This is a genomic window from Desulfonatronum lacustre DSM 10312, assembly GCF_000519265.1.
Taxonomy (GTDB): domain Bacteria; phylum Desulfobacterota; class Desulfovibrionia; order Desulfovibrionales; family Desulfonatronaceae; genus Desulfonatronum; species Desulfonatronum lacustre.
In genome coordinates this window covers 33,971-46,233 of record NZ_KI912608.1, presented here as the reverse complement: position 1 = coordinate 46,233, position 12,263 = coordinate 33,971, and the positions used below count along the sequence as shown (strand labels likewise).

Sequence of the window (12,263 nt, the reverse complement as noted above, 5' to 3'; positions counted from 1 at the left end):
GGGCCACGATCATGAAAGCGGAGAAAAGAATGAGCGAACTGAACAAAAACAATCCAAGCCCGGGCTACACGCACCTCCTCGCCGAGGTGAAAGAGCGCATCCGGTCGGCGCAGTACGCCGCGCTGAAAGCTGTCAATACCGAGCTGATCGGGCTGTACTGGGATATCGGACGGATGATCGTGGAGCGGCAGGATGTTGAAGGCTGGGGCAAGGCGGTGGTGGAACAGCTCGCCGCCGATCTGCGGACGGAGTTTCCCGGTGTGGGCGGCTTTTCGGCCTCCAACCTCTGGCGAATGAAGGCTTTTTTCGAGGCGTACGCTGGTCTGGAAAAACTCGCACCACTGGTGCGAGAAATCGGCTGGAGCCACAACTTGGCCATCCTGGAGCGCTGCAAGGACCCTCTTGAACGAGAATTCTATATCCGCATGACCCGAAAGTTCGGCTGGTCCAAGAACGTCCTCATTCACCAGATCGACAACCAAAGCTACGAAAAATCTCTGCTCGGGCAGACCAGTTTCGACCAGGCGCTGACGCCGGAGTTGCGGGCTCAGGCCAAATTGGCGGTGAAGGACGAATACACCTTCGATTTTCTGGAGCTGGGCGAGAAGCACAGCGAGCGGGAGCTGGAACGGGCGCTGATCGCCAGGATCGAAGACTTCCTGCGGGCCATGGGCGGCATGTTCGCTTTCATGGGCAGCCAGTACCGGTTGGAGGTCGATGGCGAAGAGTTCTTCCTCGACCTGCTGCTGTTCCACCGCCGGTTGCGTTGTCTGGTGGCCATTGAGCTGAAAATCGGCAAATTCAGGCCGGAGTTCGTCGGAAAGATGCAGTTTTACCTGACCGCGCTGGATCGGCAGGTACGCCAAGAGGACGAGAATCCCTCTATTGGCATCATTCTCTGCAAGGAAAAGAGCCGCACCATAGTTGAATATGCCCTGCACGACGCCCGCAAACCCATCGGCGTGGCAACCTATGAAATCACCAAGACGCTGCCCAAGGAATTGAGGGGACAACTGCCCCAGCCGGAAGAGATCGCTGCCTTGCTTGAGGGGATTGAAGAATGAGTGCACACCCTCCTTTTGATCCGGGTACAGTTGAGGCCATTGCCAAAGTGCTAGGAGAGGCCGGATCAGGAACAGACATCAGTCGTTATCTCCAGACAAACCGTCTACTTGATGACTCTGGCGTATCCACCAAGTGGCGGCGCATTAATTCGATATTTCTGAAAAGCCAGGTAACGACAAAAAGCGCCAATCAGATTCTTGCTTTCATCAGATCCTACCTTGTCCCAACACGCTTCGTTGGAAAACGAGATGATTTCGAACACCATCGCAGCGAACTGAACGCTGTTTTAATTCTGCACGGCCTCGAATACGGCAAGGACGGCCAATTCAGACATACAACTCAAGCCAGAACCCTGGATGAAGCAGAGGCACGAGCACAGGGTGTTCGAAAAAAGTTGGCCCCCCGCAACACTCATCCTGAAGTCTACAAATACTGCCAACCAGAACTTATGCAGGAAAACTACTTCCATGCAGTGTTTGAGGCCTGCAAAGGATTGTTTCAGAGAATCCGTGATCTTTCCGGAATTGAAGCCGATGGTACGAATCTGATTGACAGGGTTTTCTCGGTTGAAAAGCCATCTCTTGCCTTCAACACCCTTCAGACTGAAACCGAAAAGTCGGAACATAAAGGATTTGCACAGCTTCTGAAGGGATGTTCAGCGGCGATTCGTAACCCACTGGCACATGGCCCCAAAATCCTGTGGCAGGGAGAGACCGACGCCGCTGATTACCTCACCCTGATTTCCATGCTGCACAGAAAGCTCGATCAATGCGTCAAAGTTCCGCATCAGGAGCATCGGCATGGGGGTGGCGCATGAATGAATTGAAACCCGGCTGGCGCATGGTCAAGTTCGGCGACATCGCCCAGAACGTTGCGGTGCGGGTGGACCCGGCAGATGCGAAGACCGACGTTTATGTCGGATTAGAACATCTTGATCCCAGCACGATTCATCTGCGCCAATGGGGTCATCCGTCCGATGTTACCGGGCAGAAGCTAACCTTCAAAAAGGGCGACGTGATTTTCGGTCGCCGCCGGGCTTATCAGCGCAAACTCGCCGTGGCTGAGTTTGATGGAATCTGCTCGGCCCACGCCATGGTTATCCGGGCAATCCCCACGATGATTCTGCCAGACTTTCTGCCGTTCTTTCTGCAGTCCGACGTGTTCATGAAACGGGCCATTGAAATATCAGTGGGCTCGCTCTCGCCAACGATAAACTGGAAAACGTTGCAAGTGGAGGAGTTCCCGCTCCCGCCGCTTGATGAACAGAAGCGCATTGCTGAAATCCTGTGGGCGGCTGATGAGGCGGCATCGGCCTATCAAGAGGCCCTTAACAACATTCACACTGTTTCTCAATTTCGCTTTGAGCACACTCTAGAAACTCTGAATTGTCCTGAAATGTCGCTACCAGAAGTCCTTTCCGGCAGCCCAGAGAGCGGCTGCTCAGCTCCTCCATCATCCGATGAAACTGGCCACTGGGTATTGTCGTTAGCAGCCCTTTCCGCAAACGGGTATGTCCGAGGAAATCTAAAACCTGTCACAAAAACAAACAAAATGAGTAGAGCTACCCTATATAAAGGTGATTTACTCATTTCACGTTCGAATACTGTCGATTTAGTTGGTTTTGCAGGAATTTTTGACGAAGATCGTGCGGATGTTTCCTTCCCTGATACTATGATGCGGTTGCCAGTAAATACACAGAAAGCGTTTCCTGCTTATCTCGAATTGGTGCTTCTTTCCAATCGGGGTAGACGTCACATGATGAAGACTGCTTCAGGCACCAGTAACAGCATGAAAAAGATCAATAGGAAGACCCTTGCTGAATTCAGATTCCCTGTTCCAAACATTTATATCCAGAAAAAGATTGTTTCAGAATTCAATGATCAAAAGAGGTATATAGGGGCAATAGCAAATCACGTTTCGAAGACCAAAAGAATGCTCTCGCTGTTCAGTAATGAAACGATTGGAACCGCCCATGTTTAACGAAGAAAACACCCGAACAGGTGATTCTCGATACTTTCTATGACAGAGTTACTTCGACTGGTTCTCGAATATCTCGCCAGTCAGTCACGGCTCTATGTGCAACAGGAATCCAGGAGGCTTACCGTATGGCTTTTAAAATCCAGCAAAAATCTTCTGTTTCGATCAAAGACCCTGAAACGTTGTTCCGTGATCTGCGAGATCGTACTGTCGAAGGACTTCTTGCGCAGCAAGCAGACATGCTTCGTAAATACATGGATCATATTGATAAACGAGATATTGCACTTGAATTGCCCACCGGCAGCGGTAAAACATTAGTTGGTCTTCTAATCGCAGAGTGGCGCAGAAGAACAAAACGTGAGCGATGCATAATACTTTGCCCAACCAAACAGCTTGTCCATCAGGTTGTCGAGCAGTCCTGTGAAAAATATGGCATCAACGCTCTTGATTTTTCTGGATCGAAACACCACTATACGGAGGCGAATAAAACGGCTTTCAACAATTGCGAATCAATTGGCGTTGCCACCTATAGTGCTCTATTCAATACAAATACGTTTTTCAACGAGGTTCACACATTAATTTTTGACGATGCGCATGCTGCTGAAAATTATGTGTCAAGTTTCTGGTCTTTGGAAATTCGGCGCTATCAGGATAAAAAAATATTCGATGCACTATGGAAAACAATCGCACCTTACACAACAGAGAGTGATCAACTCCTTTATGATCAGTGGACTGATGATTCTTTTGACACATTATTTGTCAATAAAGTCCCGACTCCTTATTTACTTAATTGTATGACATCGCTGACAGTTTTCATGGACAATGCTTGCAGAGATAGTGAAAGCTTAGAGGACTACTGTTATCGATGGCGTATGATCAGAGATCGTCTTCACGCATGCCATATCTATTACACCCTCAACTCAATTCTCATTCGCCCTCTTATAGCCCCTACGAAGAGCTTCTCGCCATTTCAGAGTGCTCGACAGCGCATCTACATGTCGGCAACTCTAGGCGAAGGTGGAGACTTAGAAAGAATTTTCGGCCGTAAAATTATCGAACGGATACCTGCTCCAGAGGGCTGGGATAAGCAAGGAATAGGCCGACGTTTTTTCGTGTTCCCTATGCGGAAATTGGATGAAGCGACTTCATTGGATCACGCGATTTCCTGGGTTACGAAATTTGACAGAGCACTCGTCCTCACCCCAAGTAACCGCGACGTCGACAAAGTCAAAGAAGTCATTATGTCACTCCCGACGACGAAAAGGCATACGCTCTTTGACGCCGCACAATTAGAAGCTTCTAAGAAGTCCTTCACTCAGACAAGTTCCGCAATAGCCGTTCTGGCGAATAGGTATGATGGAATCGATCTGATCGGTGACGAATGCAGATACTTGATTATCTATGGCCTCCCTCAATCAACAAACCTTCAAGAACGCTTCATCACTAATCGATTAGGCTCTTCAATTCTTTTTCAGGTCCGCATCCGCACCAGGATTACACAAGCTGTAGGAAGGTGTACACGCTCATCAACGGACTATTCACTCGTAGTTATTATCGGCGACAAGGTGCATCAATATTTCCATATGCCGGAAAAGAGAGATACATTGCATCCAGAGCTTCAGGCCGAAGTCAATTTTGGTGTTGATCAGTCAAATGTCGATGATCCAACTGCATTTGGAGAAAATATCGATATATTCATTGCCCATGGACCAGAGTGGAAAACGGCCGATAACCATATATTGGAGACAAGAGATAAACTGGCTCAATCGCCCATACCTTCCGCAAATCCGCTAGGAAAATCGGTTGTTCATGAAGTTAAATTTAACGATGCCCTTTGGGCTGGTGATTTTGATAGTGCTCTCTCTTCGGCAAAAGATGTGCTTGCCAATATTGCAGGAGGACCTGAACTGAAGGGATATTCTGCTCTTTGGAATTACCTTGCAGGTTCAGCCGCCTACCAAGCGAAACAAACACAGGTAGCTCAAGAGCATTTTTCAGCAGCCTTTTCATGCGCCAACGCGTTGCCATGGCTTAAACAGATTCAAAAACTGATCTCCAATCAATCACAGGAAGTACCTGTCGAAGTCATCTACGGAGAACGCATTGAGCGTATTGAAGGGGTTCTCGAGCGGTTTGGAAAGTCCGGCAGCGCAAAAATTGAAAAATATTTTCAGGCTATCAGGGAGGGTCTTTCAAGTTCGGAATCGAAACCGTTCGAAGAAGCACAGGTTAAACTCGGTCGCTTACTGGGCTTTGAATCGGGCAACACTGAGCGATCCGGTGATCCGGATCCTTGGTGGATCTTTGGGCGACAAGGTGTTGTCTTTGAGGACTACACCGCAACCGGCGACAATCCGCTCGTTTCTAAGGCTAAAACTCTGCAAGCGAAGGCGCATCCCGAAACGCTTGCCGAAGAGCACCCTGGTGTAGTTTTTTCTGTCGTATTGTGTTCGACAACTGACAAATTGCATTACGCCGCAAATCCGCATACCGAAAATGTCTATTTCATCAGCGTCGAAGATTTCAAAAAATTTGCTGAGGATTGTTTGAAGACTATACGTTCTTTGTGGGATGCTTTCCAAGCACCAGGAGTCATAGAATGGCGAGAATTTGCAGCAAATAGGATTATAGAAGCTAGGTTAGGGACTGACGATATTCTTTCTCGGTTCAAAAGCAGGAAGCTTTCCTCATTGGCGAGAGGTTGAGCTGAATGGCAAATTTTAACGAAGAAAACACTGTCGAGCAGATGGTTCTCGACACGCTCTGCGGCGGCGTCACTTCGAATATGCTGACCGAAGAACTTGCCAGTTACGGCGGCAAGGTCAAAGGCTGGCGCTTCGTGTCCTCCGAGGACCTGCCCCGCCAGCACTCCGATGTGCTGGTGGAATCGATGGTGCGTGATGCCCTCATCCGCCTGAACCCGGAAATCAAGGCCCAGCCCGAGCGTGCCGACGAGGTGCTTTATCGCCTGCGGACCATTCCGCTGTCGGTGCAGAGCGAAGGGCTGGTGCGGGCCAATGAGCTGTTCGCCGAGTGGCTGCGGGGTGAGAAATCCATGCCCTTTGGCGAACGCGGCGAACACACGCCGGTGCGTCTGATCGACTTCGAAGACCTGAGCAATAACGATTACGTGGTGACGAGCCAATGGGTCTACCCTACGAGAGACGGCGGGCGGCGCTTTGATATTCTGTTGTTGGTCAATGGAATTCCTCTGGTCATCGGCGAGGCCAAGACGCCGGTGCGTCCTGCCGTGACCTGGGTGGACGCGGCCAGTGACATCCATAACGGCTACGAGCGAAACGTACCACAAATGTTCGTGCCCAACGTCTTTTCCTTTGCCACCGAGGGCAAGTGCTTCCGTTACGGCTCGGTCCGCATGCCCATTGATATCTGGGGGCCATGGCATGACCTTGACGACAAATCCGAAGGCACCCTGGCCGATGTGCAACGATCCATTCGCTCCATGCTCCGGCCTCATATTCTGCTGGACATCCTGCAAAACTTCACCCTGTTTGCCACGGACAAGAAACACCGGCGCATCAAGATCATCTGCCGCTATCAGCAATATGAGGCCGCCAATCTGATCGTCGCCCGCGTGGTCAACGGCTATCCGAAAAAGGGCTTGATCTGGCACTTCCAGGGCTCGGGCAAGTCCCTGCTGATGGTCTTCGCGGCGCAGAAACTGCGCATGCATCGCAAGCTGGGCAACCCCACGGTGATGATCGTGGTGGACCGAATCGATCTGGACACCCAGATTACCGCCACGTTCAATGCCGCGGACATCCCGAACATGACCGGGACCGAGAACCGGGAAGATCTGCAACGGCTGCTGGCCTCGGATACCCGCAAAATCATCATCACGACCATCTACAAGTTCGCGGAAGCTGATGACCGCCTGAACGAAAGGTCAAACATCATCGTGATGGTGGATGAAGCCCACCGCACCCAGGAAGGCGATTTGGGCCGAAAGATGCGCAACGCCCTGCCCAATGCGTTCTTGTTCGGCCTGACCGGTACGCCGATCAACAAGCGCGACCACAACACGTTCTGGGCCTTTGGCGCGGACGAGGACGAACACGGCTACATGAGCCGCTATTCCTTCCAGGACTCTATCCGTGACAAGTCCACCTTGCCGCTGCATTTCGAAGCAGTGGACGTGAAACTGCACATCAACAAGGAGGCCATTGACGAGGCCTATGCTCAACTGACCGACAGCCTGAACGACGAGGACCGGGACGAGTTGGCCAAGCGGTCCGCGAAAATGGCCATGCTGATAAAAGCGCCCGCCCGCGTGAACGCGATCTGCCGGCACATCGTCAAACATTTCCAGGAGAAGGTGGAGCCGAATGGATTCAAGGCCCAGGTGGTCACCTTCGACCGGGAATGCTGCGTTTTCTACAAGAAGGTTCTGGACGAACTGGTCGGGCCGGAAGCCAGCGCCATCGTCATGCATGCCAAGGGCGGCAAATCCGAAGGGTTCTCCGAATGGAAGCTGTCCAAGGACGAAGAAGAAAAGCTGCTCGACCGATTCCGGGACCCCAACGATCCGCTCAAGTTCCTGATCGTCACATCCAAATTGCTGACCGGCTTTGACGCACCCATTCTGCAGGTGATGTACCTGGACAAGCTGATGAAGGACCACAGCCTGTTGCAGGCCATCTGCCGGACCAATCGAATCTTCCCCGGCAAAACCCATGGCCTGATCGTCGACTACCTCGGCATCTTCGACGACGTGGCCACGGCCCTGGATTTTGACGAAAAGGCGGTCCAGAAGGTCATCACCAACCTGGATGAACTCAAAAAGGAGCTTCCCGGCCTTTTCGTGAAATGCCTGGCCTTCTTTCCCGGCGTGGATCGCTCCGTGGGCGGCTACGAAGGCCTAATCGCTGCCCAGGATTGCCTGCCGAACAACGAAACACGGGACCTTTTCGCGGCCCAATACTCGGTGCTCTCCCGTGTCTGGGAAGCTCTCTCCCCTGACCCTTGCCTCGGCCCCTACGAAACCGACTACAAATGGCTGTCCCAGGTATACGAGTCCGTGAAGCCGCCCAGCGGCAATGGCAAGCTGCTCTGGCACGCACTTGGAGCCAAGACCATCGAACTGGTCCACCAGAATGTCCATTTGGAAACCGTGCGTGATGACCTGGACACCCTGGTCATGGACGCCGAAGTGCTTGAAAGTCTTCTCAATGTCGATGATCCAGGGAAGAAATCCAAGGAAATCGAAATCAAGCTCATCGCCCGGCTGCGCAAACACAAGAACAATCCGTCATTCGTCGCCCTGGGAGAACGCCTGGAAAAGCTGAAGGAACGCCATGAACAGGGCCTGCTGCACAGCATCGACTTCCTGAAGGAACTGCTGACTCTGGCCAGAGAGGTCGTCCAGGCCGAAAAACAGGTGGACCCTGTTGATGAGCAGTCAAAAGCCAAGGCCGCCCTGACGGACCTGTTCATGGAAGTGAAAGGCGGCAACACTCCAGTGATGGTTGAACGCATCGTGGCCGACATCGACGAAATCGTCCGCCTCGTCCGCTTCCCCGGCTGGCAGCACACCAAAGCCGGTGAAAGAGAAGTCCAAAAAGCCCTGCGCAAAGTGATCTACGTGAAATACAAGATCAAGGATCAGGACCTGTTCGACAAGGCGTATGGGTATATCGTGCAGTATTATTGAGCCTGAGAGTAGCTGGTTCTATGTTTTTTCGTTGCCCAAGGTAGGCCGAGGCCCTGGGCTCTTTCGGTCGACCAGAGCCGGCGGCTGTTAAGGCTTGGTGCAACGACAAGCGAGACCCTGGTTTTGCCATATTTTCAGGCAAAATTTCCATTGAGTCGAGCGCATCCGGGAAGTCTTCGGGATGGTTGTAGAGAGCATTGCGAGCAAATAGCGGGAATAAGAGCTCTGGTGGAATTGGTGATGTTCTGTGTTGGAGTTTGTGAGAGGGGTTCCTAGCGATGGAGGGTTGATTCTGATATTCTCACCTATTGCTAAGAAAGGCTGATTATGCATACCCCTTCTAGGATAACTTTTTTATGGAATCTTCATAATGCATGTTGGCTGTCAACGTTACGATATTGATGACAATCACCAGGAACTCAAAAACACGAAGTCAACTTGGTTTGTCCGCCCACGGGGCAAGCACCGGATGGCCTTGGAGTCATTGACTTCACACTCGATGAAAACGGTAAAAGAATCCCCCTACAGGGGCAACACTGGGGGCTGTCTGCATAATTGGCGCTGATTTTTTGCAGGGACATCATTCATTCAAAGCCTGCTATACGCATTAGATTAAGCGTGCTATTGTCAACTTAAAATAATTACGCTATTTATTTTTTATGAACAGAAAAAAGAGCACAAGCCAAACAAAAGCACAAATAACTTTTTCGAAGGAAACATAACATGGCGGAAACAGTGAATATATCATCCATGGCTGAAATAATAAGCAAAGAGATAACAACTCATTTTGGTTGGTCTATTTATGGTCCACGCAATGAAAATTTCTCTTGTGTCGAACAATCACATAATCGGAAGACACATCCTGCTGATGTTGTGTTCGCATATGCAGAGCCGTATGAAGATAAAATAACTCATATATTATGTGATTTAAAAAGCTATTCAAAAAATTCAATAAAACCACTAGAACTAAAAAAAGCTATAGAGAATCTCAACGAATCACTTACATGCGCCCGTAAAAGCATAGACTGGAACAAAAATTATGTACATACGAGCGATCCAATTAATATAAAAGGTATGCTATTTATTTTTAATAATGACAATCAGTATGATAGTGATTTTTTTGAACTATTCAAAAAGGCTACTGAAAAGATAGTAATCGATAAGGGTAATGTTATTTCCGTAATTGGACCTAAGAAAATATGTTATCTTGCAAATATATGTTCAAATATTGAACGGCTGCGCGGCAAGAAGGACCTTCCTGATGAAGAATTCTGCGGTTTTTTTTATCCTGAACAACCAATACGGAATATATATCACGATCCAGCAAGACTTCCGCTTACGATTGAACAGATAGGTGGTTCTTTCCACATTTATAGATATTCTGAGCCAAAAGAAACAAACACAATTGGAGGTCTTGACGTGTATATGGAAGACAAAGAAAATGAGTTTGAAAATTTTCAGCATTTATTTGATTATCTAAGAAAATACAATTGCCTGCAGAGTGTTAATAAAGTTCGAATTTTCATCCCATTTTCTAAGGAAACGACAAGAAACAACTTTCAAAAAGCTTTGAAGATATATGAACAAACAGTTGATGAAAATTTCGCAAAGAAACTTAATCCTCTAATAAATTATGAGCATATCAACAGAGTTGTCCCTCATTTTTTTAGCAAGGAAATAGGTTTAAGAAATGAGTAGGAAATTTCATGTCACGTCTATTGATATTTTTGATACATTGATGGCAAAGGGTCGCAAAATCGGTGCTCATGGCTTGATAGACATGGCAAAGCAAAAGTATATCTTAGTATCGCAAAATGAAGAAAGACAAAAATTAGCGAACTATGTTTCGCAATTGCCATTTGATCATGACGATATAGTAAATTTGTACGAAATTATTGAACAGGACTATCGAAGAGAAAAAATTACAACAAAACAGATCAAAAAAGCTCTAACTTATGACCAGATACATAATTCAGTTGAAGCTTTGTCTACACAGCTAGCTAATATTGGAGAAAAAATTAATATTTTGACTAATCCAAATTCTCCGACATTGATAATTGAATATGAATATAAAGATATAGATTATGGCAAAGCTACTATGCTTCAAGAGGTTATCAGAAAGGATAGAATTGAGTTTACACACAATATTATAGAAACTAATATTAGGACAGCTGCAAACGAAAAATGCAAAGAATTAATACAAAAGATAATTCAAGAAATAGAAAGGGCAGAAAATGAAAATCTTGATGTTGATGAGATAGAGTTAGCGAATGTAGCAGATGGAAAAAAAAGAAACGACTTCTTCTTTGCTCTAATCAATAGTATTGCAGACCTACAGCTAGATGATGTTTCAGGAGTAAAAATTTCACGGTTTGGTGGAGCCCCTATCGATGAGGAACATGAATCAGACAACGGTGAAGAGGTTCTTCCAACTCCAGAATTAGCTGGATTTATAAGAGAAGTAGCAATCAAGGGAAAAGCCTTACTGAGCCAAAAAGAATACATAGATTTTGTTGATAAAGGTTTCTTCATTTCGAACTTAACATGGAAGTCTTTAGACATAGCATGTGTACCTAACCAGCTTGTCGAATTTGAAGCTGGATTTTCTGATCCCCAAGATTGCAAGGGGTTTCAATATGCGGTAAAAGGTGCATATACTTTTAAAAAAGAAAACTCTACCTTTAGCACAACAAGGAAAAAATTATCTGAACCAGAAAAAATTTCTTATAAGTCCAAATTAGAAGAAGCTGCTAGATTTTCAAAACAGGAAGTAACAAATGATAAGAGCTAAGCTATTTCCTTATTCATTCGCATCAAACTGGGAAGACCTACAGAAAATGTTGGATAGCGCGCGATATACAAATGAAGAATTTCGCGGAATCAAGATAAATGATTACTCAAAAAAAAAAATAAAAGCTACTTATTATGAAAAAATTATATACACAGAGAAGATCGACGATCCTGTAAATGGAATAATTGAACTTGATCGATATACTTTTTTTAGCACTTCATTTATTATATATAGTAACCATATAATCCTAATAATAAATCCATCAAGGCGAGCATCAACCATTATAACATATTTATTATCGAAAACTAAACTTCAGTTTACAGTCAGCGATTGCAAATTAAACATCATATCTACAACAAATATGCTTAACACGTTGTTTGAAAAATTCATGACAGTAAAGATATCGTACAATCAATTTAATATTTCGGATAGTTTGAAGTGCACGATGTCTCTAGCTAGTTCAAAAGATGTTCAAGAAGCAATCAAATGCATCAATATTAATTTACCTCAAATTCCTAGCAAATTATGCTTTACGGCACTGTTTTTGGGAATGCCTATTCGCGGAGAAATTCATGAGAATGGAACTGTCGCAATTTCTCACCCTAGCTATGAAGTAATATTAGATAAAATTGCTTCACGTCGAGAAGATATTTTTAAGGAATAAAATCTACTGAAGTTTCACAATTTTTATCATGCCGTCTTGCCCAGTTGTGTACTTTCGATATGTAGTAATAAAGCAAATTTGGATCGCCATTTCTG

The 12,263-nt window shown here is 46.9% G+C and carries 8 protein-coding genes; all 8 read left to right on the top strand.

What is annotated here, in order from left to right; genetic code table 11:
- Nucleotides 1-29: 29 nt before the first annotated feature.
- The 8 genes from DESLA_RS0100250 (at nt 30) to DESLA_RS22645 (ending at nt 12,168) form a co-directional block, all read left to right on the top strand.
- On the top strand, nt 30-1,064 hold the full coding sequence (locus DESLA_RS0100250; RefSeq protein WP_028570910.1) for a PDDEXK nuclease domain-containing protein: 1,035 nt from the start codon (nt 30-32) through the stop codon (nt 1,062-1,064).
- A complete protein-coding gene (locus tag DESLA_RS0100245; RefSeq protein ID WP_028570909.1) occupies nt 1,061-1,882 on the top strand; it encodes a TIGR02391 family protein in 822 nt (273 codons plus the stop codon). The genes DESLA_RS0100250 and DESLA_RS0100245 overlap by 4 nt, the downstream gene beginning before the upstream one ends.
- Complete coding sequence (locus DESLA_RS0100240) at nt 1,879-3,045, top strand: restriction endonuclease subunit S (RefSeq protein WP_028570908.1); 1,167 nt, start codon at nt 1,879-1,881, stop codon at nt 3,043-3,045. The genes DESLA_RS0100245 and DESLA_RS0100240 overlap by 4 nt, the downstream gene beginning before the upstream one ends.
- Nucleotides 3,046-3,170: 125 nt before the next feature.
- Nucleotides 3,171-5,747, top strand: coding sequence for a DEAD/DEAH box helicase (locus DESLA_RS17815; protein ID WP_051434240.1), 2,577 nt, complete (start codon nt 3,171-3,173; stop codon nt 5,745-5,747).
- Between the two features lie 5 nt (nt 5,748-5,752).
- Nucleotides 5,753-8,713, top strand: coding sequence for a type I restriction endonuclease subunit R (locus DESLA_RS0100230; protein WP_028570907.1), 2,961 nt, complete (start codon nt 5,753-5,755; stop codon nt 8,711-8,713).
- A gap of 723 nt (nt 8,714-9,436) precedes the next feature.
- Nucleotides 9,437-10,411 (top strand): PD-(D/E)XK nuclease domain-containing protein, encoded by a 975-nt coding sequence (locus DESLA_RS22650; RefSeq protein ID WP_156932811.1) that lies wholly within the window; start codon nt 9,437-9,439, stop codon nt 10,409-10,411.
- Nucleotides 10,404-11,504: a hypothetical protein gene (locus DESLA_RS0100220; RefSeq protein WP_028570905.1), complete on the top strand. Its 1,101-nt coding sequence runs from the start codon at nt 10,404-10,406 to the stop codon at nt 11,502-11,504. Before DESLA_RS22650 ends, DESLA_RS0100220 begins: the two co-directional genes overlap by 8 nt.
- The gene (locus DESLA_RS22645) at nt 11,491-12,168 is read left to right on the top strand and encodes a hypothetical protein (protein ID WP_156932810.1); all 678 of its coding nucleotides are present in this window, start codon (nt 11,491-11,493) and stop codon (nt 12,166-12,168) included. Before DESLA_RS0100220 ends, DESLA_RS22645 begins: the two co-directional genes overlap by 14 nt.
- Nucleotides 12,169-12,263: the final 95 nt, after the last annotated feature.

Bases quoted from the DNA above. Each gene is read 5' to 3' on its own strand.
- DESLA_RS0100250 (WP_028570910.1), top strand. From the start codon at position 30: ATGAGCGAACTGAACAAAAACAATCCAAGCCCGGGCTACACGCACCTC.
- DESLA_RS0100245 (WP_028570909.1), top strand. From the start codon at position 1,061: ATGAGTGCACACCCTCCTTTTGATCCGGGTACAGTTGAGGCCATTGCC.
- DESLA_RS0100240 (WP_028570908.1), top strand. From the start codon at position 1,879: ATGAATGAATTGAAACCCGGCTGGCGCATGGTCAAGTTCGGCGACATC.
- DESLA_RS17815 (WP_051434240.1), top strand. From the start codon at position 3,171: ATGGCTTTTAAAATCCAGCAAAAATCTTCTGTTTCGATCAAAGACCCT.
- DESLA_RS0100230 (WP_028570907.1), top strand. From the start codon at position 5,753: ATGGCAAATTTTAACGAAGAAAACACTGTCGAGCAGATGGTTCTCGAC.
- DESLA_RS22650 (WP_156932811.1), top strand. From the start codon at position 9,437: ATGGCGGAAACAGTGAATATATCATCCATGGCTGAAATAATAAGCAAA.
- DESLA_RS0100220 (WP_028570905.1), top strand. From the start codon at position 10,404: ATGAGTAGGAAATTTCATGTCACGTCTATTGATATTTTTGATACATTG.
- DESLA_RS22645 (WP_156932810.1), top strand. From the start codon at position 11,491: ATGATAAGAGCTAAGCTATTTCCTTATTCATTCGCATCAAACTGGGAA.